General features: G+C 60.0%; 25 protein-coding genes. 16 read left to right on the top strand and 9 right to left on the bottom strand.

Annotated features, from left to right (window positions below):
* Window positions 1-87 precede the first annotated feature (87 nt).
* On the top strand, window positions 88-1,617 hold the full coding sequence (locus DXT96_RS01865; RefSeq protein WP_194287522.1) for an MDR family MFS transporter: 1,530 nt from the start codon (window positions 88-90) through the stop codon (window positions 1,615-1,617).
* A 31-nt stretch (window positions 1,618-1,648) separates the two neighbouring features.
* On the opposite strand, the gene DXT96_RS01870 is transcribed toward DXT96_RS01865, so the two are convergent.
* Window positions 1,649-1,948 carry an addiction module antidote protein gene (locus DXT96_RS01870; RefSeq protein ID WP_207135581.1) on the bottom strand — a complete coding sequence of 100 codons (300 nt, stop codon included), beginning with the start codon at window positions 1,946-1,948 and terminating at the stop codon, window positions 1,649-1,651.
* Entirely contained in the window at window positions 1,929-2,243 is a 315-nt protein-coding gene (locus tag DXT96_RS01875; RefSeq protein ID WP_153513339.1) for a type II toxin-antitoxin system RelE/ParE family toxin, read from the bottom strand. Before DXT96_RS01875 ends, DXT96_RS01870 begins: the two co-directional genes overlap by 20 nt.
* Before the next feature lie 235 nt (window positions 2,244-2,478).
* On the opposite strand from DXT96_RS01875, the gene DXT96_RS01880 reads away from it, so the two are divergent.
* The 3 genes from DXT96_RS01880 (at window position 2,479) to DXT96_RS01890 (ending at window position 6,216) form a co-directional block, all read left to right on the top strand.
* Window positions 2,479-3,495 (top strand): ligase-associated DNA damage response exonuclease, encoded by a 1,017-nt coding sequence (locus DXT96_RS01880; protein WP_194287523.1) that lies wholly within the window; start codon window positions 2,479-2,481, stop codon window positions 3,493-3,495.
* 1 nt (window position 3,496) lies between these two features.
* Complete coding sequence (locus DXT96_RS01885; RefSeq protein ID WP_153513340.1) at window positions 3,497-5,122, top strand: cisplatin damage response ATP-dependent DNA ligase; 1,626 nt, start codon at window positions 3,497-3,499, stop codon at window positions 5,120-5,122.
* Between the two features lie 128 nt (window positions 5,123-5,250).
* Entirely contained in the window at window positions 5,251-6,216 is a 966-nt protein-coding gene (locus DXT96_RS01890; RefSeq protein ID WP_153513341.1) for a S9 family peptidase, read from the top strand.
* Between the two features lie 44 nt (window positions 6,217-6,260).
* Here DXT96_RS01890 and DXT96_RS01895 read toward each other — a convergent pair whose 3' ends face one another.
* Window positions 6,261-8,939: a heavy metal translocating P-type ATPase gene (locus DXT96_RS01895; RefSeq protein WP_153513342.1), complete on the bottom strand. Its 2,679-nt coding sequence runs from the start codon at window positions 8,937-8,939 to the stop codon at window positions 6,261-6,263.
* Between the two features lie 167 nt (window positions 8,940-9,106).
* On the opposite strand from DXT96_RS01895, the gene DXT96_RS01900 reads away from it, so the two are divergent.
* Both DXT96_RS01900 and DXT96_RS01905 read left to right on the top strand, forming a co-directional pair.
* Window positions 9,107-10,015: a L,D-transpeptidase gene (locus DXT96_RS01900; RefSeq protein WP_149898795.1), complete on the top strand. Its 909-nt coding sequence runs from the start codon at window positions 9,107-9,109 to the stop codon at window positions 10,013-10,015.
* A 154-nt stretch (window positions 10,016-10,169) separates the two neighbouring features.
* Window positions 10,170-10,895 (top strand): L,D-transpeptidase, encoded by a 726-nt coding sequence (locus tag DXT96_RS01905; protein ID WP_003494344.1) that lies wholly within the window; start codon window positions 10,170-10,172, stop codon window positions 10,893-10,895.
* Window positions 10,896-10,953: 58 nt separating this feature from the next.
* On the opposite strand, the gene DXT96_RS01910 is transcribed toward DXT96_RS01905, so the two are convergent.
* On the bottom strand, window positions 10,954-11,412 hold the full coding sequence (locus DXT96_RS01910; protein ID WP_153513343.1) for a MarR family winged helix-turn-helix transcriptional regulator: 459 nt from the start codon (window positions 11,410-11,412) through the stop codon (window positions 10,954-10,956).
* Window positions 11,413-11,605: 193 nt separating this feature from the next.
* On the opposite strand from DXT96_RS01910, the gene DXT96_RS01915 reads away from it, so the two are divergent.
* From DXT96_RS01915 to DXT96_RS01925, 3 genes are all read left to right on the top strand, one after another.
* Window positions 11,606-12,028, top strand: coding sequence for an organic hydroperoxide resistance protein (locus DXT96_RS01915; RefSeq protein WP_003511906.1), 423 nt, complete (start codon window positions 11,606-11,608; stop codon window positions 12,026-12,028).
* 98 nt (window positions 12,029-12,126) lie between these two features.
* Window positions 12,127-12,510, top strand: a complete 384-nt coding sequence (locus DXT96_RS01920) for an MbcA/ParS/Xre antitoxin family protein (RefSeq protein ID WP_153513344.1) — start codon at window positions 12,127-12,129, stop codon at window positions 12,508-12,510.
* Window positions 12,470-13,231 carry an RES family NAD+ phosphorylase gene (locus DXT96_RS01925; protein WP_194287524.1) on the top strand — a complete coding sequence of 254 codons (762 nt, stop codon included), beginning with the start codon at window positions 12,470-12,472 and terminating at the stop codon, window positions 13,229-13,231. The genes DXT96_RS01920 and DXT96_RS01925 overlap by 41 nt, the downstream gene beginning before the upstream one ends.
* A gap of 206 nt (window positions 13,232-13,437) precedes the next feature.
* Here DXT96_RS01925 and DXT96_RS01930 read toward each other — a convergent pair whose 3' ends face one another.
* Together DXT96_RS01930 and DXT96_RS01935 are read right to left on the bottom strand one after the other, a co-directional pair.
* On the bottom strand, window positions 13,438-13,860 hold the full coding sequence (locus DXT96_RS01930; protein WP_153513345.1) for a YciI family protein: 423 nt from the start codon (window positions 13,858-13,860) through the stop codon (window positions 13,438-13,440).
* A gap of 113 nt (window positions 13,861-13,973) precedes the next feature.
* Window positions 13,974-14,420 (bottom strand): MarR family winged helix-turn-helix transcriptional regulator, encoded by a 447-nt coding sequence (locus tag DXT96_RS01935; RefSeq protein ID WP_153513346.1) that lies wholly within the window; start codon window positions 14,418-14,420, stop codon window positions 13,974-13,976.
* Between the two features lie 150 nt (window positions 14,421-14,570).
* On the opposite strand from DXT96_RS01935, the gene DXT96_RS01940 reads away from it, so the two are divergent.
* From DXT96_RS01940 to DXT96_RS01950, 3 genes are all read left to right on the top strand, one after another.
* Complete coding sequence (locus DXT96_RS01940) at window positions 14,571-15,299, top strand: thioredoxin family protein (protein WP_149898800.1); 729 nt, start codon at window positions 14,571-14,573, stop codon at window positions 15,297-15,299.
* A 26-nt stretch (window positions 15,300-15,325) separates the two neighbouring features.
* Window positions 15,326-15,820: a DUF1579 domain-containing protein gene (locus tag DXT96_RS01945; RefSeq protein WP_149898801.1), complete on the top strand. Its 495-nt coding sequence runs from the start codon at window positions 15,326-15,328 to the stop codon at window positions 15,818-15,820.
* Between the two features lie 97 nt (window positions 15,821-15,917).
* A complete protein-coding gene (locus DXT96_RS01950; RefSeq protein ID WP_153513347.1) occupies window positions 15,918-16,697 on the top strand; it encodes a VOC family protein in 780 nt (259 codons plus the stop codon).
* Window positions 16,698-16,754: 57 nt separating this feature from the next.
* Here DXT96_RS01950 and DXT96_RS01955 read toward each other — a convergent pair whose 3' ends face one another.
* Window positions 16,755-18,269 carry an ABC-F family ATP-binding cassette domain-containing protein gene (locus DXT96_RS01955; protein ID WP_153513348.1) on the bottom strand — a complete coding sequence of 505 codons (1,515 nt, stop codon included), beginning with the start codon at window positions 18,267-18,269 and terminating at the stop codon, window positions 16,755-16,757.
* 495 nt (window positions 18,270-18,764) lie between these two features.
* Between DXT96_RS01955 and DXT96_RS01960 the strand changes: the two genes are divergently transcribed.
* Window positions 18,765-19,142 (top strand): type II toxin-antitoxin system RelE/ParE family toxin, encoded by a 378-nt coding sequence (locus tag DXT96_RS01960; RefSeq protein WP_153513349.1) that lies wholly within the window; start codon window positions 18,765-18,767, stop codon window positions 19,140-19,142.
* Window positions 19,139-19,441 carry an XRE family transcriptional regulator gene (locus tag DXT96_RS01965; protein WP_149898805.1) on the top strand — a complete coding sequence of 101 codons (303 nt, stop codon included), beginning with the start codon at window positions 19,139-19,141 and terminating at the stop codon, window positions 19,439-19,441. The genes DXT96_RS01960 and DXT96_RS01965 overlap by 4 nt, the downstream gene beginning before the upstream one ends.
* Window positions 19,442-19,547: 106 nt before the next feature.
* Here the strand turns inward: DXT96_RS01965 and DXT96_RS01970 are convergent, their stop codons facing one another.
* Entirely contained in the window at window positions 19,548-21,122 is a 1,575-nt protein-coding gene (locus tag DXT96_RS01970) for a helicase HerA-like C-terminal domain-containing protein (RefSeq protein WP_153513350.1), read from the bottom strand.
* Window positions 21,123-21,435: 313 nt separating this feature from the next.
* On the opposite strand from DXT96_RS01970, the gene DXT96_RS01980 reads away from it, so the two are divergent.
* Window positions 21,436-21,834 (top strand): DUF937 domain-containing protein, encoded by a 399-nt coding sequence (locus DXT96_RS01980; RefSeq protein ID WP_046798576.1) that lies wholly within the window; start codon window positions 21,436-21,438, stop codon window positions 21,832-21,834.
* Between the two features lie 7 nt (window positions 21,835-21,841).
* Here the strand turns inward: DXT96_RS01980 and DXT96_RS01985 are convergent, their stop codons facing one another.
* On the bottom strand, window positions 21,842-22,273 hold the full coding sequence (locus tag DXT96_RS01985) for a helix-turn-helix domain-containing protein (protein ID WP_065115118.1): 432 nt from the start codon (window positions 22,271-22,273) through the stop codon (window positions 21,842-21,844).
* 103 nt (window positions 22,274-22,376) lie between these two features.
* Between DXT96_RS01985 and DXT96_RS01990 the strand changes: the two genes are divergently transcribed.
* Window positions 22,377-23,135: an SDR family oxidoreductase gene (locus tag DXT96_RS01990; RefSeq protein ID WP_153513351.1), complete on the top strand. Its 759-nt coding sequence runs from the start codon at window positions 22,377-22,379 to the stop codon at window positions 23,133-23,135.
* Window positions 23,136-23,151: the final 16 nt, after the last annotated feature.

The following is a 23,151-nucleotide window of genomic DNA, read 5'->3' on the forward strand; positions in this document are numbered from 1 at the left end:
GGATGTCAAAAACTTGCCATTGACATATATATGCTAATAGCACACAAATTGTCGCAGCAAAACCGCCGAAACTCAACGAGATTTTTCATGGATATGTCCGCAGCCCCCGTGGCGCCGCTTGTGTCGGATCATCGGCGCAGGCTCATCGTTTTCCTATTTCTGATGCTGGCCATGTTCATGGCCACGCTCGACAACCAGATCGTATCGACAGCACTGCCCACCATCGTCGGCGAATTCGGCGCGCTGGAACGTTTCGGCTGGATCGGCTCCGCCTATCTTCTGGCAACCAGCGCGGTCATGCCTGTTTATGGCAAGCTCGGCGATCTGTTCGGGCGCAAATATGTGATGATCGCGGCGGTGGTTATCTTCACGCTGGGCTCGCTCGCCTGCGGCGTGGCCTGGTCGATGGATAGCCTGATTGCCGCCCGTGTGTTGCAGGGCCTTGGCGGCGGCGGCATCATGGTGTCGATCTTCTCCGTCAATGCGGATCTGTTCGAACCGCGCGAACGCGCCCGTTACCAGAGCTATTCCAGCCTCACCATCATGGCGTCGGGCAGTGTCGGCCCGATCCTCGGCGGCACGATGAGCGACCTGTTCGGCTGGCGGTCGATCTTCCTCATCAACCTGCCGCTCGGCATTATCGTCATTGCGGGCCTGGCGCTGATGCTGCCTTACCGTCGCCCCGCGCGCCAGCCGAAGATTGATTATCTCGGTGCGGTTCTGCTGGCGGCCACCATCGCCAGCGTGGTGTTCTGGGCCGACAGCAGCGAATTGTTCGGCTCGCTGATCGCGGCACCGAGCCTTGGCATCATCGCCTTCGCCGTCATCGCCGCTTTCCTCTGGGTGCAGGTGGAGCGTCGCGCGCCGGAACCCGTCGTACCGCTCAGGTTGTTCAAGGATTCGACCTTTCCGCTGCTGATGATCGTTTCGCTGACCAGCGGCGGCATCGGCATCGGCATGGTCAATTATTATGCCCTGTTCCTGCAGACCACGACGGGCCTTTCCCCCTCTCATGCCGGCCTGTTCTTCATCGCTGTCACCAGCGGTATCGTCATGGGTTCGCTATCGGCCGGCCGGCTGATTTCGATCACCGGCGTCTATAAGCCGTTCTCGGTGGCGGGCCTCACCATCAATCTCATCGCCATGCTGCTGTTCACGCAAATGCATGCGGGCACGCCGCTTTGGCTGATTGCGGTGCTGATGCTGGTGCAGGGTTTCGCCGTTGGCCTCGGCCAGCAGGCGCCGATCATCGGCGTGCAGAATTCCGCGCCCAAGGCCGATATCGGTGCGGCGAGCGGCGCGGTGACGCTGACCCGCATGGGCGGCGCCGCCATCGCCATCTCGGTCTATGGCGCGATCGTCACCTCCAGCCTCAAGGGCGTGGCGGTGGATATCCCCGGCGTCGGCAGAATAGAGGAACTGACGCCGAAAATGCTCGCCGAACTGCCCACCGCCTCGCAGGCGGCCGTTGCCTCGCTCTACTCGGATGCGTTTACACCGCTATTCTTCGCGGCCGCCGCAACCGCTGCCATCGGCCTTGCGGCAGCGCTGATGCTGAAACCGGTGCGCCTGCCTGCAGCGGTTGAGGCGAAGCCCGCGGAAGCAGCGGGGGAATAAGATGGTGAAGGCCGGCGTGTAAACGCCGGCCTTACGCGGCGTTCAATGATTTTTCGACGGCCAGCCGGAAACCCAGCGCATGCAGGACTTTCTGCACGGTTTCGTAGCGGAGCTTCGAACCGGGTTTAAGCGCTTTATAGAGACTTTCCCGGCCGAGACCCGATACATCCGCGACATGCGACATTCCGCGAGCTCTGGCGACTGCGCCAAGGGCGGCGATGAACACATCGGGGTTCTCGTCTTCCATCGCCACTGCCAGATATTCGATCATGGCTTCATCGCTATCCAGATAGTCCGACACATCGAATTTACTAAATTCCGTCATGGCCATCCCCTGCTATTGTTTGCGCCATCGCGATTGCGCGCTTTATGTCCCGCTTCTGCGACGACTTATTCCCGCCGATCAGGAGGAAATAAATCCTCTTGCCGACACGCGTGAAATAAACCCGATAACCCGGACCGAAGTGGATGCGCACTTCTGAAACGCCTCCATCTACCGGTTGACAATCGCCGAAATTCCCGTGCTCGGCTGCCGTGAGGCGATGAAGAATCCGCACCTTTCCGGTACGATCTTTCAAAGCCTTCAGCCACTCGTCGAACTCTGCCGATTTCTCGAAACTGTTCATCACGACATGTATCCGAATGGATACATTCCCGCAAGCTCAAATCTCATGATTGTCCTCTCAGCCGGTCTTACGCTGGTCTCGTGTGCGAACCGCCGTCACAACTCGATACAGCCCCAGCTAAAAGCCGAAATGACAGGGAGGTGACGGCAAAACAAAAACACCCCTGCGGGAAATTTAACGCCCGTTCCGCGTTATGCTCGCAGCACTTTACATTCGCGCGGGCGGCCCTATCTCAATGCATATGAAGCCGGAACAGCTCCTGAACTCCACGCCCAAAGGCCTTTATTGCCCGGCGGGCGATTTTTATATCGATCCCGTGCGCCCCGTGGCGCGGGCGCTGATCACCCATGGCCATTCCGATCACGCCCGTGCCGGCCATGGCGCGGTGCTGGCCACGCGCCAGACGCTCGATATCATGCGTATCCGTTATGGCGAGGATTTCTGCGGCAGCGAGCAGGCGGTGGCATTCGGTGAAACGGTGGAGGTGAACGGCGTCACTGTCGGGTTCCATCCGGCCGGCCATGTGTTGGGCTCGGCGCAAATCTCCGTGGAGATGAACGGCATGCGCATCGTCGCATCGGGGGATTACAAGCGCGGCATCGACCCAACCTGCGCGTCCTTCGAGACGGTGCCCTGTGATGTCTTCATCACCGAGGCCACCTTCGGTCTGCCTGTGTTTCACCATCCGCTGCCGCGTGTGGAAATCGGCAAGCTGCTTACCTCCATCAAACAATTCCCCGAACGCACCCATCTGGTCGGGGCCTATTCGCTCGGCAAGGCGCAACGCGTTATCCGGCTATTGCGCGACAATGGTTATGCCGAGCCGATCTACATCCACGGCGCGCTGGCGCGGCTTTGCGATTATTATGTCTCGCAGGGCATTGATCTCGGCGATCTGCGCCCCGCTACGCTCGAAAAAAGTGACCCCGCCGCTTTCAAGGGTGCGATTGTCGTCGGCCCGCCCTCGGCCTTTCAGGAGCGCTGGGCGCGGCGCTTCAACGAACCGCTGATCGCCTTCGCCTCCGGCTGGATGATGGTGCGGCAGCGGGCAAAGCAGGGCGGCGTGGAACTGCCGCTGGTCATATCGGACCATTGCGACTGGCCGGAACTGTTGGAGACCATCAAGGAAATTTCCCCGCAAGCCGTCTGGGTCACCCATGGCCGGGAGGAGGCGCTGGTGCGCTGGTGCGAATTGCAGGGCATTGCCGCCAAGCCGCTGCATCTTGTCGGTTACGAAGACGAGGGGGATTGAAATGAAAGCCTTCGCCACGCTTCTCGATCGCCTTGTCCTCACCCCGTCGCGCAATGGCAAGCTGAAGCTGCTGACCGATTATTTTCGCGATACGCCTGATCCGGATCGGGGTTACGGGCTGGCGGCGATTGCCGGCACGCTGGACCTCAAAAGCGTCAAACCCGCCATGCTGCGCGAGCTGGTTATGGAGCGGATGGACGAGGTCCTGTTCCGTTATTCCTATGACTATGTCGGAGATCTCGCCGAGACCATTTCGCTGGTCTGGGGGAATATCGGTGGTGCTGACGATTCCGAGGCGCAGGATCCGCGCCTCGGCGACGTCGTGACGCTGATGAATTCGCTGGGGCGCACCGAAGTGCGCGGCGCGGTGCGCGATCTGCTCGACCGGCTCGATACATCCTCACGTTTCGCCTTCCTCAAACTCGCCACCGGCAGCCTGCGCATCGGCGTTTCGGCGCGGCTGGCGCGGCAGGCGCTGGCGGATTTTGCGGGGAAGGACATCACCGAAATCGAAACCCTCTGGCATGGGCTGACGCCTCCCTACACCACGCTTTTTGCGTGGCTGGAGGGCAAGTCGGACCGGCCGGTGCTGGCCACCCCCGCCATCTTTCATTCGGTCATGCTGGCCACACCGGTGGCCGAAGGCGATCTCGATGCATTGGACCCGGCGGATTATGCCGCCGAATGGAAATGGGACGGCATTCGCGTGCAGCTATCCCGCGCCGGGGAGACGCGAAAGCTTTACTCCCGCTCCGGCGACGATATTTCCGGGGCATTCCCGGATGTGCTCGATGCGCTTGATTTTGAAGGCGTGATGGATGGCGAGTTGCTGATTGGCGGGACAGTGCGCTCCAACAATCTCACCCGCACCTTTTCCGACCTGCAGCAGCGACTGAACCGCAAGACGGTGACTGCGAAGATGCTGGACGACTACCCCGCCTTCATCCGCGCTTACGATCTGCTGTTCGATGGCGAGAGCGATATCCGCGCGCAGAGCTATCTGGAGCGTCGCGGCCGGCTGTCTGACATCATCGAACATGCCCCGCATGACCGCTTCGACCTGTCGCCATTGATCTCGTTCTCCACATGGCCGGAACTCGACACGTTGCGCGCCGCCCCGCCCGATCCGGTGATCGAAGGCGTGATGATCAAGCGCCGCGACAGTGCCTATCAGGCAGGCCGCGCCAAGGGTCCGTGGTTCAAGTGGAAACGCGATCCCTATAATATCGACGCTGTCATGATGTATGCCCAACGCGGCCACGGCAAAAGGTCGAGCTATTATTCCGATTTCACCTTCGGTGTGTGGGCGGAAGGTGAGGATGGCGAGCAACTCGTGCCCGTGGGCAAGGCCTATTTCGGTTTCACCGATGCTGAACTTGAAGTGCTGGACAAGTTCGTGCGCGACAATACCGTTGAGCGTTTCGGCCCGGTGCGGGCGGTGCGGGCCACGCCGGATTTCGGTTTTGTGCTGGAAGTGGCCTTTGAGGGCATCAACCGCTCCGCCCGCCACAAATCCGGCGTTGCCATGCGGTTTCCGCGCATTGCGCGGCTGAGAGCCGACAAGCTGCCGGCCGAAGCGGACCGGCTTTCGACATTGGTGGCGATGATCGATGGCGCGGAAGGGTAGGGTGGCCGTCCAGAAATTGCCATGAATGCTGCGAATACATTGTTGTCATTCGCGAATCCGTGATTGGACAGTCTCCCGCCGCAGTGCTGAACTGCTAATATTTCCATCCCCGTCCTCAGAGTGCACCCATGGCAGATAAACGCTTTCTTTTCTCAGCCTTCGGACAGGAAGAGAGCGGCGTGATTTGCGAGGGCCTGAGCCGGCGTAGCCTGCTTGCCGGCGCCATGGGCCTGTCAGTGGCAGCGCTTCTGCCGCAGGGCGCGAAAGCCGGCATTGCTGCCCCGGAGGTTTTGCCGCTTGAAAGACAGGATTACGCGGAGGCGCGTCAACATTTTCACACCCACCTGCTGCGCAAGATGGCCGCGCCGGAAAAATCCTCGGCCCTCGGCACGCCGCCCGGCGCGGAACGCGTGACTTATCCAGGCGGGCCTGATGGTTCCATCGAGCTTGTCGCCTGGCTCTCCCATTATCAGCCTTCCAGGACACTAAAGCCGGCAGTGCTTTTCCTCCACGGCGGCAATGCCACGGGAGACGGCCACTGGGCGCTGATGAAGCCCTATTGGGAGGCTGGTTTTGTCGTGCTGCTGCCGTCTTTCCGGGGAGAGAACGGCCAGAACGGCAATTATTCCGGTTTCTACAATGAAACGGCGGATGCGCTGGCGGCGGCAACCTATCTGGAAAACCTGCCCGGCATCGATAAAAAGCGCTTTTTCATTGCCGGCCATTCCAATGGCGGCACGCTGACGCTGCTCGCCGCCATGAGCCGTAAATTCCGTGCGGCGGCACCCATGTCGGCGGGCGTCAATTCATGGCGATATTTCAATCGCTATTCGGACGAGATCTGTTTCGACGAAACCGACGAGCGTGAATTCATCATGCGCTCCTCGGTCTGTTTCGGCCCCAGCCTCAAATGCCCGGCACTCTTGCTGCGCGGCGATGAGGAGCGGCCTTTCGACGCCGACCACCAGCTTTTTGTGGATCGTGCCCTGATGTCCGGGTTCAAGGTTGATAAAAAACTTCTGCCCGGCACCCACAATGGCGTGGTCCCGGGCGCGGTAGCGGAAAGCATCCGTTTTTTCAATCAGTTCGCATAAAAGGGCCGAAAACCACCGCTGCAGCTTTCGGCCTTCCTGCGAAATCAGACGCTCTTCTTGAAATAACCAAGCAGCCGCATGGCGTTGGCAGTCACCAGCACCGTCGCGCCGGTGTCGGCAAACACCGCCAGCCACAGGCCGGACAGGCCGGTGACGGTCGTGACCAGAAACACCGCCTTGAGGCCGAGCGAGATCGCCACGTTCTGGCGGATATTGCTCATGGTGGCGCGTGAGAGGCCGATGAGGCGGGCGGCATCGCCGACATTGTTGCGCATCAGCGCCGCATCCGCCGCTTCCATGGCCACGTCAGTGCCCGAGCCGATGGCGACGCCGACGCTGGCGGCGGCCAGCGCCGGTGCATCGTTGATGCCGTCACCCACCATCACCACGGTCTTTTTGGCGGCCAGCTTGCGGATTTCCTCGACCTTGTTTTGCGGCAAGAGTTCACCGCGTGCTTCAAGACCCAGCTTGTTGCCGATGGCCTTGGCCGTGCGGGCATTGTCGCCCGACAGCATCAGCGAAGAAATACCCATCTCCTTCAGCGCCTTGATGCCTTCAGCCGCATCCTTGCGCGGCTCGTCGCGCATGGCGAAGAGGCCGGTTGCCGCATCGCCGGCCATGACGACGGCCACCGTCTTGCCTTCGCTCTCAAGCGCAGTAATGCGGTCGACCAGCTCTGGCGAGAGGGTGCCGACATCGGTTGCGAAGCGTGGCGCGCCGATGAACAGGCGCTTGCCGTCAACGATGCCTTGCATGCCACGGCCGGAAATCGCCTTGATCTCCGAACCGGGCAGGGGCTTCACGCCGGCCTTCTCGGCATGGTTGACGATGGCTCTGGCCAGCGGATGGCTCGATTCATGCTCGATGGTTGCGGCTTGCGCGATGAGGCCGGCCTCGTTGCCGTCAAGCGCTACCACGTCTGTCACGACAGGTTCGCCGAGCGTCAGCGTGCCGGTCTTGTCGAAGGCGACGGTTTCCGTGCGCGCCAGCATTTCGATAACCGCGCCGCCCTTTACCAGCATGCCGTGGCGTGCCGCAGCCGAAAGGCTGGAGGCGATGGCGGCGGGAACGGAGATGACCAGCGCACAGGGGCAGCCGATCAAAAGCAGGGCCAGACCGCGATAGATCCAGGTATCCCAGTCGCCCAAACCGACAAGCGGCGGCACTATGATGGTGAGCGCCGAAATCGCCACGATCAGCGGCATGTAATATCGCGAGAAATTCTGGATGAAGCGCTCGGTCGGGGCGCGGGCATCCTGCGCTTCCTCGACGAGCGTGATGATGCGGGCGATGGTGTTGTCTTCCGGCGCGCGGTCAACGCGGATGCGCAGCGAGCCGTCATGGTTGATCGAACCGGCAAACACGCGGGCGCCTTTTTCCTTGGCGACGGGAATGCTCTCGCCGGTCATCGGCGATTCGTCGACGCTCGATTCGCCCTCCATCACCACGCCATCAGCGGCGATTCTATCACCCGGCCGCGCCACGACCACCTGGCCGATGCGGACCTGATCGGCGGCGACCTGACGGAGCGCGCCGTTTTCTTCCACCAGCGCCGTTTTCGGCAGCAATGAGCCAAGCGCCTTGATGCCGGAACGCGCCCGTGCGGCCGCAAAGCCTTCAAGCAGTTCGCCGATGGAAAACAGCAGCACGACGATCGCCGCTTCTTCCGCCTCGCCGATGAAGATCGCGCCGATGGCGGCAATGGTCATCAGCATCTCGATGGTGAAGATCGCGCCGAAACGGGCGGCGTTGAAGGCATTGCGCGCAATCGGAAACAGCGTCACCAGCGTGGCGATGATGAAGGCGTAACCGCCCCAGGCCGGGAAGGTGAGTTCTGCCGCATAGGCGACAGCGACCAGAATGGTGCCGGTGAAGGTGTTGCGGGCCTTTGCCGTGCGCCACCATGCGCCCTTTTCGTCCGCGCCATGGGCGTGTCCGACCTCGGCGCTTGGGGTCACTGCCGCGGGCTGCGCCTTTCCATGCGAATGCTTGGCGTGATCATGGTCATGGCCGCCGCAATTGGCGTGGTCATGATCCGCATGATCGTGCCCCAAATGGTCATGGCCCGAGTGATCATGATCACCGTTGCAGGACCCGTGGTCGTGCCCGTCATCTTCCACCTTGTCCCGCGCCGACTTGTCTTGCGGCAGCAAGGCGGGTTTGAAGCCGAGCTTGCGCAGCGTATCCTCGATTTTTGCGGTCGGGGTTGTGTTCTCGGCAAGCGACAGGTTCAATCTTTCGCGCGCAACCGACACCTTGACGTCGGCAACACCGGGCAGGCGGGAAAGCGCGGTTTCGATCTTTGCGGCGCAGCTGCCGCAATCCATGCCGCCGACCGAGAAGGTCAGGGCATTGTTCTGCTCGACGCTCGGTGCTGCTTCGGCAGGGTGATGACCGCCACAGGATGAATGGTCGTGGTCATGCCCATGGTCGTGAGGTTCCGCCGCGATCTTTTCGCGCGGAGCCTTCTCCTGCGGCAGCAAAGCTGGCTTGAAGCCGAGTTTGCGCAGAGTATCCTCGATTTTTGCAACCGACGTTTTGTCTTCCGCCAGCGAAAGGTTCAGCCTTTCGCGTGCAACGGATACCTTGACGTCGGCAACGCCGGGCAGGCGGGAGAGCGCGGTTTCGATCTTCGCCGCACAGCTGCCGCAATCCATGCCGCCGACCGTGAAGGTCAGGTCTCCTGCTTCCCCGTTCAAACTGCCGCGTGTCGAAATATTCATGGTTCTCGCTCCTGAATTCCACTCGACAGCCAATCTGGCACCTCTAGCAACTAGAGGTTCAAGAGCAAAAATGCAGATTTCCGATTTTTTTTGAAAGGCACACACCAGCCTCGCGCCAGCCGCGCGGTTCATCATGCAGCCATATTGGATTCCATGAAGCGGTTCAGATGACAGCACTCCTTTTGAAACACTGCCGCCGGGCGGCCTCTCTGGCGGGCCTTGCGGCTCTGCCGCTCCTGAGCGGCTGCCTTTTCGTGACGGATACGACCCGGATGGACCCGGATGTCTTCGTGCGGGAAACGGCGCCGGTCTTCAACTTCAATTCCGTCAGCTCCAACCGCCAGCCGGAATTGCCGCCGCAGCCGGGCCAGCTTTCGACGCGTCCGCCGGACCTGTTCAGAACCCGCTTCCATCAGGAGTATGGCCCGCCGGTGCGCGGACAGGGGCTGAGCGCGCCGCAGGTGCAGGGTCAGGCCGCACCGCTCTCCCCGGATCGCATGGTGACCTATGGCCTGCCGGTTTCCAATCCGCTGCATCGGGTCATGTATGGCCCGATCCGCGACGAAGACCGTTCACTTCCCGCCATTCCCTATGGCCGCATCGACCCGCGTTATCTGCGGCAGGAAGTCAGCTATCAGACGGCGGAAGCGCCGGGCACCATCATCGTCGATACCAAACAGCATTTCCTTTATCTGGTGCAGCCGGGCGGCAAGGCGATCCGTTACGGCGTCGGTCTCGGACGTGATGGTTATGCATGGTCGGGCCGAGGCAAGATACAGTGGAAGGCGAAATGGCCGCGCTGGACACCCCCGGACGAAATGGTCAAGCGCCAGCCGGAGCTCACCTCCATCTCGGCGGCCAATGGCGGCATGACGCCGGGTCTCAATAATCCGCTCGGCGCGCGTGCGCTTTATATTTTCAAGGACGGCAAGGACACGCTTTACCGCGTGCACGGCACGCCCGACTGGCAGTCCGTCGGCAAGGCGACGTCGTCCGGCTGCGTGCGCATGCTCAATCAGGATGTCATCGACCTTTACGAGCGTGTGCCGAAAGGCGCGCAGATTGTGGTTATCTGACCACGCTCGAAAAGAAAGAGATGTGGGCAACATTCCGCCAGCAGCTTGTGACTGGCTTTTAGCGGTCGGTTAACTATTTTCGCAATACGCATGAAACGGAACAAATGACGTACAACGGCGATATAGCCGTTCGAATGTGGGACAAACCGGCCTTATGACAAGCACCGACACAGATCTTTCCAGACGCACCTTTCTTTCCCTTCTCGGCATCTCCTCTGCTTCGCTTCTGGCGGGCTGCGCCTCATCCGGCACGGGAGACGCCATCCGCCAGCAGGCGAGCGCCATCGGCAGCGATTTCCGCCAGATGTTCTCGCCCGGCGTCAGCGATGCGGAACTGGCCGTCATGTACGGTTCGGTTGAAGACGGCGGTTATGTCATTCCCGCCGTACCCTATCAGAAAATCGACCGGCGTTATTATCGCCAGCGGGTTGTCGACCCGACCGGCGAGCGCCCCGGCACCGTCGTTGTGGATACGCGCTCGCGCTTCCTCTACGTTGTGGAGCAGGGCGGCAGCGCCATGCGTTACGGCGTCGGCATCGGCCGCGATGGTTTCGCCTGGTCGGGCGAAGGTGTCATCCAGTGGCGTCAGAAATGGCCGAAATGGACCCCGCCGGACGAAATGGTCGCCCGCCAGCCGGAGTTGGTCAAATATTCGTCCAAGAATGGCGGCATGCCGCCAGGCCTGAAGAACCCGCTCGGCGCCCGCGCCCTCTATATCTTCCAGAACGGCAAAGACACGCTTTACCGCCTGCACGGCTCGCCGGAATGGAACTCCATCGGCAAGGCCGTCTCCTCCGGCTGCGTGCGCCTGATGAACCAGGACGTCATCGACCTCTACGACCGCGTGCCGCAGAAGGCGCGTGTGGTGGTCTGGCAGTAAGCTGTAGCTTATTCGCATAAATGAAGGCGGCCTCGTGCCGCCTTTAGTTTTTTCAGGGTTACGTGCGGGCAAGGCCATCCTTCAACGCATTCACCTTGTCCCGCAGCTGGGCCAGTTCCTCCAGCCCGCAGCCGGTGGCGCCGCCGATGGCCGCCATGATCTTCACGCCCTCTTTTTTGAGGTCGGCGCCCTTTGGCGTTAAGGCCACCAGCACCTGCCGCTCGTCCACCGTGCCGCGCTTGCGGGTGATCAGTCCGGCATGTTCGAGCCTTTTCAGCAGCGGTGACAGCGTGCCGGAATCCAGCCCCAGCATTTCGCCAAGCGCCTTGACGGTGGAAGTCTGCTTTTCCCAGAGCGCCATCATGACCAGATATTGCGGATAGGTCAGGCCGATCGGGTCGAGCAGCGGCTTATAGGCGCGTGTGAAGGCGTGCGCTGCGCCGTAAAGGGCAAAGCATATCTGCTGGTCCAGCCTCAACAGGCTTTCCATCTTCGTGTCGTTGCCCTCTGCGCCCATAGTCCTCTCCAAAATAAAACCGGGGAGGGAACAATCGGCCCCCGCTTTCGGTTCCTGCCACATAGATGTGCGGCGAAATTTCGTGAAAACTATCGCAAAAAACAAAATCTCATTCAATGCGCAAAATCATATTGCGCACAATTTAATTGTTCGCTATAAAACATCCAATACCAACCCGAAGGGAGTAAATGCCATGCCTATTCTCTACACGACCAAAGCATCCGCCACCGGTGGCCGTGCAGGTAACGCCAAGTCGGAAGACGGCGTTCTCGACGTCACGCTGACCGTTCCGAAGGAACTGGGCGGTGACGGTGCCCGCGGCACCAATCCAGAGCAGCTTTTCGCCGCCGGTTATTCGGCCTGCTTCCTCGGCGCGCTGAAGGCGGTTGCCGGCAAGCAGAAGGTAAAGATCCCCGAAGACACGACTGTGACGGCAACCGTCGGCATCGGCCCGCGCGAAGATGGCACAGGCTTCGGCATCGAAGTGTCGCTGAAGGTCAATATTCCCGGCCTGGAGCGCGAAAAGGCAGAAGAGCTGGTCGCTGCCGCCCATATCGTTTGCCCTTATAGCCACGCCATGCGTACCTCCACGGAAGTGCCGGTTTCGGTGGCCTGATATTGTAGACTTAAAAAAAGAGGCCGGGGCTCATCCCTCGGCCTTCTTGTTTGTGGAAATAAATATGCTATATTATTTCTGAAGAAAGGATGTGCGCCATGAATATTCACGCCAAAACTGCCATGGATCCTGCAGCACAGGGCAGGGTCGTCACCAAGGCCGTTATCGCCGCTGCCGAGCGGCTGGGCCTGAATGCCGCCCGCATGGCGGATATTCTCGGCGTTTCCGCCCCCACCGTCTCGCGCATGAAAAGACTGGATTTCCTGCTGGAGCCGGGCGCCAAATCCTTCGAGCTGGCGGTGCTGCTGATCCGGGTTTTTCGTTCGCTGGACGCGATTGCCGGCGGTGACGAGGCCGTTGCGAAAAACTGGCTGCGCAATCACAATCTTGCGCTGAACGCCGTGCCTGCCGAAAAACTCACCACCATTACCGGATTGATCGATGTCCTCTCCTATCTGGACGCCCGACGCGCTCCTGTCTGAAAAACGCGCCGCATCGGGAAAATACTGGCGGCTGGTGGAAGCGCAGCATCAGGTTTCCACCATGAAGCTGGTGGACACGGTGGAAGAGCAATCGCTGCTGGAAGATATTCTCGAGACGAGCAAGCGGCCGTTTCCGCCTGAATGCGCCGGTTTCGATTATCTTCTCGCCACGCCGTTCCGCTATGGCGCGGCCTATCCCTATGGCTCGCGTTTTCGCCGCGCAGGTTTCACCGAAGGTGTTTATTACGCCGCCGCCAGGGTGGAGACGGCGCTTGCCGAAATGGCCTTTTACCGGCTGCTGTTTTATGCCGAATCGCCGGGTACACCGCTGCCCGCCAATCCCGCCGAATATTCCGCCTTCGCCGCCCGTGTCGCCACCGATGCCGCACTTGACCTGACGAAACCGGAGCTCAGCCGTAACGAGGCGCTGTGGACCGATCTCACGAATTACGAGCCGTGCCAGGCATTGGCAGAGCAGGCGCGCGAGGCAAAGGTTGAAGCCATCCTTTACCGCTCGGTTCGCGATCCCGCAGGTGGGATGAACATCGCAATCCTGTCGCCAAAGGCCTTTGCAGCCAAAACGCCGGTAGAGCGGATGAGCTGGCGAATTCACCTGTCGAAAACCGGGGTGCAGGCGTTGTGCGAATTCCCGATGCGCCGGACAGGGTTTTTGGCCTCGGATTTTGCCAATGACCCGCGTCTGGCCGGCCTGCTGGGGTGACGGCTGCTGGTTGAGCAGACGCTGCCGCTTCTTTCTTCTCCCCTCCGGGGAGAAGGTGGCCCGAAGGGGCGGATGAGGGGCTGGCTCTCGGTTTATCTCTACCCTTGCCCCCTCATCCCGCTGCCGCGACCTTCTCCCCGGCGGGGAGAAGAAACAAGCGGCATCCGCTCGGCTTGTTCAGGCCCGACGGTAAGCCTGAGCCCCCGCTACTGCTTGCCCACACGGGCGCGCAGTTCTTCCACATGCGCTGCAATTTCCGGGGTCACCGCATCGCCAAAATCTTCCATTTCGAACAGCGGACGGATTTCGATTTCGCTGCGCTCCAGCATCGGGTTGGGGCAGCGTTTCACCCATGCCACCGCTTCATCCATGTCCTTCACATTCCACAGCCAGAAGCCGGCAACCAGTTCGTTGGTGTTCGGGAACGGGCCGTCAACCACGGTGCGGCTGTCGCCGTCGAAAACAACCCTCTTGCCCTTGGAGGAGGGATGCAGGCCATCACCGGATTGCATGATGCCGGCATTCACCAGCTCCTCGTTGAATTTTCCCATCGCTTCCATGAGTTCAGTCGTGGGCATGACGCCATCTTCGCTGCTTTTGGTGGCTTTTACAAAAACGATTGCACGCATGATCTTTCCTCCTAGATTGCGTTTTCCGGGTAGTTTCGTCCGTAGTTTCGTCTTCCAGCACGACGGCCCGATGACATTCTGGCCGATAAAAGTGGCGTTATGCCGTCGGCCTTTCAGCCGAGATCGATAAGATCGCGGCGCAGTCGGTCGGGGTCGCCGCTGCCAATTTTCGCTTCGATTTCCGCATGGGTCTGTTTCCAGATGGGAAAAGCGGCGGCAAGCACGGCCATGCCATCCGCCGTCAACCGCAGGCGTTTACCGCGTCTGTCTTTCGGGTCCTGCTCGATGCTGACCAGCCCGCGCCGTTCCAGCGGCTTCAGCGCCGCCGTCAGCGTCGTGCGATCCATGGCCAGAAGATTGGCGACCGGCCCCATCGGCGGCGGCTCCGGCCGGTTGAGCGACATCAGCAGGGAAAACTGGCCATTATTGATGCCAACAGGCTTCAGCGCATTGTCGAACAACCGCGCCAAAGCCCGTGCGGCGCGCTGCGCATGCAGGCAGAGACAGGCGTCCCGCACGAAAAGAGTTGTCGAAAAAGGAATCAGGCCAGCGTTTGACATGCGATAAATATGTTGATATCAACCTAATTAGTCAAGCGGAACTTGATGTCCCGCTGATGGTTTAACTGACTTTCAATGCAGAAATAGGCGGCGCCCTCCGGTGGAGCGGAGTGGCGCCGTGGTGAAAGACGGATCCAAGGAGGAAAGATCATGTCTCATCCTGTTGTTTCGAATGAAGAGTGGCTTGCGGCCCGCCGCGATCTGCTGGTGAAGGAAAAGGAACTGACCCGCGCGCGTGATCGGCTGAACGAGGCGCGGCGCGCATTGCCCTGGGAAGAAGTGACGAAAGACTATATTTTCGATGCGCCTTCCGGCCCGAAATCGCTCCAGGAACTGTTCGGCGATTGCAGCCAGCTCATCGTTTATCACTTCATGCTGGCGCCCGACTGGGAAGAGGGCTGCACCGGCTGTTCCTTTTTCGCCGACCATGTCGATGGCGCGATGATCCATCTCAAACATGGCGATGCCGGTTTCGTCGCGGTTTCCCGCGCACCACTTGAAAAGATCGAAGCCTATAGAAACCGCATGGGCTGGAAGTTCCCTTGGGTTTCCGCATCAGGCAGCGATTTCAACTACGATTATCAGGCTTCCTTCCGCGATGAGGATATCAAGGGCGGGGCGATCACTTATAATTATCGTGAAATCGAACCGATGGGCGACCTGAAGGACCTGCACGGCGTCAGCATTTTCGCCAAGGGCGAAGATGGCAAGATTTATCACACTTACTCGGCTTATGCCCGCGGCATGGAACAGGCGCTCGGTACGTTGATGTTGCTCGATCTGGTGCCAAAGGGCCGTAATGAAGATGGTGTAATGGATTGGGTGCGCCGGCACGATCAATATGAGGACGCGCCGAAAGCTGCAGCCTGCTGCCACTGAAACGCACAGACGAGGAGGAGACAACAATGGAAATGGAAAGCGCCAAGCCGCAGAAGGAACATGAATTCCTGTCGAGAATCGTCGGGAACTGGGTCATGACCGCCAGTTCCGGCCATGGGGATTATGATGCCGACGACCCGTCGCAGCGCTTCACCGAGACGGTCCGCTCCATCGGCGGGCTGTGGATCATCGGCGAAGGCACCGGCAAGATGCCGGACGGGACGCAGATGACGGCGGTGATCACGGTCGGCTTCGACCAAGCCAAGGGCAATTTTGTCGGAAGCTGGATTGGGTCGATGATGACCTACCTCTGGGTCTACAGGGGCTGGCTGGAAGAGGACGGCAAGACCCTGACGCTGGAAGCAGAAGGCCCCGCCTTTGACGGCTCCGGCCGCATGGATACCTATCGCGATGTGCTGGTGCTGCATGACGACAATCACCGCAGCTTTTCCGGCAGCGTCAAGCAGCCGGACGGTACGTTCAAGACCTTCATGACATCCGAATTCAGGCGCGAAGCGTAAAGCCCTGCCGGAATTTGCCAGAAACAGAAAAGCGCCGCCGCGTCCTGCGGCGGGCGATCACCAAATATAGATGCCCAAACCTCCTGAGGAGACGACGATGTCCGATACACATGGAAAATTCATCTGGGTTGAACTGATGACGCCTGACATGGAAGAGGCCGCCCGCTTTTATGGCCACGTCGCCGGCTGGCAGACCAAGGATTTCGGTTCGCCGGAAATGCCCTATCTGGTGCTGGAGGCTGACGGCAAAGGCATGGGCGGTGTCATGGAACTGACCGAAGAACACAAGGGTCAGGGCATTCCGCCGAACTGGACCGGTTATGTTGCCGTCGACGATGTTGATGCCTCGGCCAGGCTTTTCGAGGAAAAGGGTGGCTCCGTCATGCGCCAGCCGCAGGATATCCCTGAAATTGGCCGGTTTGCGGTGGTCGCGGACCCCTATGGTGCGGTTCTGTGCATCATGACGCCGCTGCCGATGGAAAGCGGCGGTTTCCCCGAAGACGCGCAAAGCCTGCCCGGCCATGTCGGCTGGCATGAGTTGATGACGGACGATGTGGATGGAGCGACCGCCTTTTATGGCGAGGTCTTCGGCTGGACCAAGGACCATGATTTCGACATGGGCGAAATGGGGCCGTATCGCATCTTCGCCTATAACGGCAAGGCCATCGGCGGCATGATGAAGCGTATGCCGCAGGTTCCCGTCTGTCATTGGAGTTATTACTTCAATGTCGATGGCATTGATGCCGCCATCACCCGCGTCAGCGCCGGCGGCGGCAAGGTCATCAACGGTCCGATGGAGGTTCCCGGCGAAAGCTGGATCGTCAATTGTCAGGACCCGCAGGGCGCCTTTTTCTCGCTGTTGTCGCAGAAGAAATAACAATGCATGCCCCTCCCGCCATTGGATTGGCGGGAGGGGCCTTCGCTTTGAGTATGGTTATGCCGAGGCGAAAAACGCTTCCGCATCCTCGACTTCCACCAGCCGGCGTTTGTCGATCAGCCAGAAGCGGGTTCCAACCGTGCGCACGAAACTCCGGTCGTGCGAGACGAGCACGCAACTGGCCTGGCGGCCGGTAATTTCCGCCTCCAGCGCTTCCTGCCCCTCGATGTCGAGATGGTTGGTCGGCTCGTCCAGCAGGTAGAAATTCGGCTCGGTCAGGCGCAGCGCCAGCATGGCAAGCCGCGCCTTCTGCCCGCCGGAAAGCGTCGCGATGCGACGTTTCTGCATTTCCATATCGATGCCCGCACCGGCGAGCAGCCCATGCGCGCGCTGGTCACCTATGTCGAACCGATGCGTGATGAGCGTCAGCGGCGTGCTGGCATCATCGATCTCGGCGAGCGACTGGTCGACATATCCCGCCACCAGCGAAGGGGTGGCCTTGATGCCCTCCGCCACCTGTTCGTCAGCCCTTACAGCCGCCTTCAGAAGCGAGACCAACCGCGTCTTTCCGACGCCATTGTGGCCGAGAATGACGATTCGGTCGCCCTGGCGGATGAATTGCTGGCCGGTGCGGAACAGCAGGGTGCCATCCGGTGTCGAGACGGGAATGTCCTCCAGCGTCACCAATACCTTGGCGTGCGTGCCGCGATTGGCAAGCTGGATCTTTCCGGCAGATCGATCCTGATGGGCGGGTCTGGCTTTTTCCTCCAGCTTCTCGGCGCGCTCGCGCAACTGCTTGGTCTTGATGGTTAGAAGATCGCTGCCCGAATTGATGCCGATATTGTTGAGCTTCGCCGCCTGCCGGCGCAATTGCTGCACGGTCTTCATGTCGCGCTCGAAACGCCGCTCATCGGCGGCATCCTCCTCTTCGAGCGCCCGCCGCGCATGGCCATAGGGCAAGCGGAAGAGCGAGGAATTTTCCGGCCGCAGGAACAGCGTGGTTTTGGTGACATTGTCGAGAAAGGCACGGTCATGGCTGACAATGACCACTGCCGTATCGCGCGGTAACTGTTGAAGAAAACCCTCCAGCACCTTGATCTTTTCAAGGTCGAGATGGTTGGTCGGCTCATCGAGCAGCAACAGGTCCGGCTCGGTGACCCATGCCCGCGCCAGCATGGCGAGCCGCTGCCAGCCGCCGCTCAGAGCCTGCAGCGGCCGATGGCGATAGCTTTCCGGCACGGCCATCTCGTCAAGGATAATATCGGCACGCCAGCTGTCGCTGTCGATCACATCCGCGGGCAGGGCGGATAATACCGCATCCCGCATTGTCCGTGTGAGAAGGGCCGGGGGCAGATGCTGGTGGACGATGGACTGCGTCAACCCGCGCAACCGGGTGATATCGCCGCTGCTGGCATCCAGTTCGCCAGCAAGGCAATTGAGCAAGGTAGATTTGCCGCAGCCATTCGCGGCGACGATGCCGATGCGGTCTCCCGCATGGATGGTGAGGCTGAGACCGGAAAAAAGCGGCTTGCCCAGGATAATTCCGAGGTTTCGAAGCGTGATAAGGGTCATGATGTATCTCTGGTGAAACGGATCATCGACGAAGCTGGCTGCCACATGCCGGCAGGGCTGTTCAGTCGCGATGATCCGTCATGAAAACATGCGCAATGGCAGACGAGCTGCGTCCCGCGCGGCCTTTTGGGCAAACCAGATTCTTGGAAGTTCCGGTCAGCCCTGCAAACGCATCTGCAGGGCAGAAAGGTGGCGGATCTGGCGGTAACGCCAGAAGCAGGAAATATCCATGCGAAGCCTCCTTTCTTGATTTGGGGTTGAACCGTCTGATGATTAGCAGCGGTGGTGACGGGAGGCAATGGGTTTTGCGGGCGGCCGGGAGGATGGAGTGGGGCGGCAGAGAAATTCCACCAAAAACGATACTCAACTCGTTAGACTGTCGCCGTTAGCAGATAGGTTGAGAGCCTATAAGAGAGGTACGGCTGAAGCTGCGATTACATGTTTCCGGAATAATTACTTTGTCAAATTGAACCTTATACGGTACAAGGATTTTATATGAAGCGCATCGTGGCGAAGTTCTTCGCGACGGGTGAGGGAGTGGAGCCCGTTAAAGACTGGCTTATCTCACTCGACAGGGATGACCGCCGCACGATCGGCTCGGACATTGCGACCGTTGAGTTCGGTTGGCCAATTGGAATGCCTACTTGCAGGCCGATCAGGGATGGCGTTCGCGAAGTCCGTTCCAGCATCAAAAATGGAAGTGTTGAAGCCAGAACCTATTTCGGAATTGATGGCGGGGTAATGCTCCTGCTTCACGGGGAAGAGGGCAAGGAAGGCCAACAGGACGCGATCAAACAGGCGATCAAGCGTTGGAAAGAGCATCAGGAGCGATCCAAGCGATTGAAAAATATCGATAAAGGGAAAAAGAAATGAGCGATGCAAAACCTTCTATCGGCGGTACCCTCGAAGATTTCCTTGATGGGCTTGGCGAAAAAGAAGAGATCTATGGCGAGGCGATCAAGCGAGTTTTGGCATGGCAGATCGAAGAAGCCAGAAAGAAGCAATCCCTCACCAAGTCCGAAATGGCTGCGAGAATGGGTACCAGCCGTACCCAGGTCGAAAGAATACTCGATCCTCACAATGTTGCAGTCTCGCTCGATACGCTCGAGCGAGCGGCTCGTTCAGTGGGTAAAAAGCTGAAGATCGAGCTTGTCGACGTCAAGCCGATCTAGAGCATTTCCGCATTTATCCGAAACGCGAAAATGCTCTATCCATTTGTTTTTACGCATTTTCCGGACGTAGAACCGCTACGCACTTTTACTGGAAATGCTCTAGTCGTTACCGCTTCAAACTACCCAAAATCCCGCGCACGATCGCCCGTCCCACTGAGGTCGCCACCGAGCGGGCGGCACTTTTCATCGCCGCCTCGATCACCGTCTCGCGCTGGTAGCCGGTCTTGCGCGTGCCGCCATTGCGGGCGCCTGTGGTGGAGGCCGGTACGGGCTCCTCGTCGCCGAAGCCCGGCAGACGCCAGCGTCCGGAAGCGTTGTCGGACTGGTTGCCGGCATTTTCCTCTTCCGCGCGCTTGGCGGCTTCGGCTTCCGCCGCCTTCTGGGCGCGGGCGTTGAGGATTTCGAAGGCCGATTCCCGGTCCAGATCCTTGTCGTATTGACCGGCGACCGGGCTCAGATCCATCAGCGATTGACGTTCGGCATCGGTGAGCGGCCCGACGCGGCCGGAGGGCGGGCGCACGAGGGTGCGCTCGACGATGGAAGGCGCGCCCTTGTCATGCAGGGTGGAAATCAGCGCCTCACCTGTGCCGAGCGTGGTGATGGTGTCGGCGGTGTTGAAGGCCGGGTTCTGGCGGAAGGTATCGGCCGCGGTGCGCACGGCCTTCTGCTCGCGCGGCGTATAGGCGCGCAGCGCATGCTGCACACGGTTGCCGAGCTGGGCGAGAACGGTTTCCGGCACGTCGAGCGGGTTCTGCGTCACGAAATAGACACCCACGCCCTTCGAGCGAATGAGGCGCACCACCTGTTCCACGCGCTCGACCAGCACCTTCGGCGCATCGTTGAACAGCAGATGCGCCTCGTCGAAGAAGAACACGAGACGCGGCTTTTCCGGGTCGCCCACCTCAGGCAGTTCCTCAAACAGTTCCGAGAGCATCCAGAGCAGGAAGGTGGCATAAAGGCGCGGGTTCATCATCAGCCGGTCAGCCGCAAGAACGGAAACCGTGCCGCGGCCATCCGCGCCGACGCGCATGATGTCGGCGATTTTCAGTGCCGGCTCCCCGAAGAAATTTGCGGCTCCCTGCTGTTCGAGAACCAGCAGCCCGCGTTGCAGTGAACCGACCGAGGCCTTGGAAATCAGGCCGAACTGGCTGGAAAGCGCCGATGCGTTTTCGCCCATATAGTTCAGCAGCGATTGCAGGTCTTTCAGATCGAGCAACGGCAGCCCGCCCTGATCGGCGATCTTGAAGGCGATGTTGAGCACGCCTTCCTGCGCTTCCGATGCGTCCATCAGCCGGGCGAGCAGCAGCGGTCCCATCTCGGCGATGGTGGCGCGCACGCGGTGGCCTTTTTCACCGTAGAGATCCCAGAAGATGACAGGCGACTTGCCATAGGAGAAATCCGTAAAGCCGATCTGCTCGGCGCGTTTCTGCACCCAGTCTTTCGCCTCGCCCTCGGCCGCAATGCCGGAAAGGTCGCCCTTGATATCGGCGCAGAACACCGGAACGCCGGCCTTCGAATAGCCTTCGGCGAGAACCTGCAACGTCACGGTCTTGCCCGTTCCCGTCGCGCCGGTGATCAGGCCATGGCGGTTGCCGAATTTCAGTTCCAGATATTCGCCCTTGTTCAGGCTGTCATCCGGATTGCGGCTGGTCCCGATATAGAGCTGTCCGTCCTGCAACATCGACCATTTTCTCCTGCGGCTGATGCATGACCCTTAAAATCGGAATCGATTTAACAAAAGCCATGTCCGAATTAAAAGCGTTGCGACATTCTTTGGCCGCTCAAGGTAAAAGCGGCCTTTTCATAGTTTGGTTGTGATGATCTTATAAGGACAGTTTCAAGGCGCAACAACTGCTTGATGGCGATGAATAAAAAGCGCTTGATGAAAGTTGCCGCACCTATCCGTGGCCGCTTGAATGCGGCATGAGATTGTTTTACGTTGACGTTAACGTCAGTTATTCGATGTTGGCGTCGTTTTTCAACAGGAGGCAAGAATGAACGAAATCGTTGATCAGATCGCCGCAAAGGCGGGTATCGACCCTCAACTGGCCGAAAAGGCCGTTGGCATGATTCTCGGTTTTCTCCAGCGCGAGGCGGCCGACGGACCGATCGCCAAGATGATCGAAGCCATTCCGGGCGCCAGCGATCTCGTGGCGCAATATAACGGTGAGGGCACCGGTAATGGCGGCGGCGGTCTGCTGGGCGGACTGATGAGCGCGATCGGCGGCGGCGGCATCATGGGTCTTGGCCAGCAGTTGATGAGCCAGGGCATCGGCATGAGCGAGATTTCCACGCTCGCCAAGGAAACCATCGCCGTTGCCCGTCAGCACGCCGGTGACGAGACCGTTGACCAGGTGATCGCCTCGGTTCCGGGCCTCAGCCAGTTCGCTTGAAGCGCGACTAATCCATTGCGGGGCGCGGTGGCTGTTCTTTGAAACGCCGCCGCGCCTCTTCTATGTCCGCATGGTGCGTTTCCGCCCAGATCCATACGCCGCAAAAGGCGCTGCCGAGCGTGCGGCCGAGATGGGTGAGATCATAATCCACATGCGGCGGAATGACGGGATGCACGGTGCGGCGCACCAGCCCGTCGCTTTCCATCTGTCTCAGTGTTTTTGTCAGCATCTTCTGGCTGATGCTGCCCACATGCTTGCCGATCTGCGTGAAGCGCAGCGTACCATGCTCTTCCAGCACCTCCAGAATGAGCATCGTCCATTTGTCCGCCACCTTGGCGATGATATCCTGAACCAGCGCCTCGATGACCGGATCGGTATCCGTGGGCGGCGGAACCTTGCGCCGGCTCTCGATGGCGGGGTCGGCGGCGTGCCGTTTCATCTTACACTCTCCTTTGGGTAAGTATAAATCTTTTGGGTGCCTACTTTCGATTAGAGAGTATCATAGCTAACTTCCTTTCAGCCAACAAGCAAAGGATGCTGCAATGAAAATCACCGGTAACACCATTCTCATCACCGGCGGCGGTTCCGGCATCGGCCGGGCGCTGGCGGAAGCGTTCCATCAGGCCGGCAACAGGGTCGTCATTTCCGGCCGCCGCCAGGCCGTGCTCGACGAGGTGACGGCCGCCAATCCCGGCATGGCCTCGATGGTCATGGACGCGACGGACGCCGCAGGCATCCGCGCGTTTGCCGAAGCTCTGGTGAAGGCCCATCCGAGCCTCAACGCCGTCATCAACAATGCCGGCATCATGCGGCCGGAAGAGATCGTCGCCGCGCCGGATTATCTCGATACGGCCGAAGAAACGATTGCCACCAATCTTCTAGCGCCCATCCGCCTGACGGCGGCGCTTTTGCCGCATTTCCTCAAGCAGCCCGCCGCCGCCGTATTGACAGTATCCTCCGGGCTGGCCTTCGTGCCCATGGTGCTGACCCCCACCTACAGCGCCACCAAATCGGCCATCCACGCCTATTCGGTCGCGCTGCGGGAGCAGCTGAAGGAGACGCCGGTGGAGGTCATCGAAATCGTGCCGCCCTATGTGCAGACGACGCTGATGGGCGAGGGACAGGCCAATGACGAAAGGGCCATGCCGCTAGAGGCCTTCATTTCCGAGGTGATGGACATTCTTGAAAATCGTCCGGACGACAGGGAAGTGGTGGTGGAACGCTGCAAGCCTTTGCGTTTTGCTGCGCAGAACGGCAATTTCGATCAGGTCTTCGCCATGATCAACCATATGCATCCTTAAGCGCCGGCGTCTGTCG

Origin of the sequence: Agrobacterium sp. ICMP 6402, from assembly GCF_009498615.1 — a bacterium.
In the GTDB taxonomy this organism is placed as follows: Bacteria; Pseudomonadota; Alphaproteobacteria; order Rhizobiales; family Rhizobiaceae; genus Agrobacterium; species Agrobacterium burrii.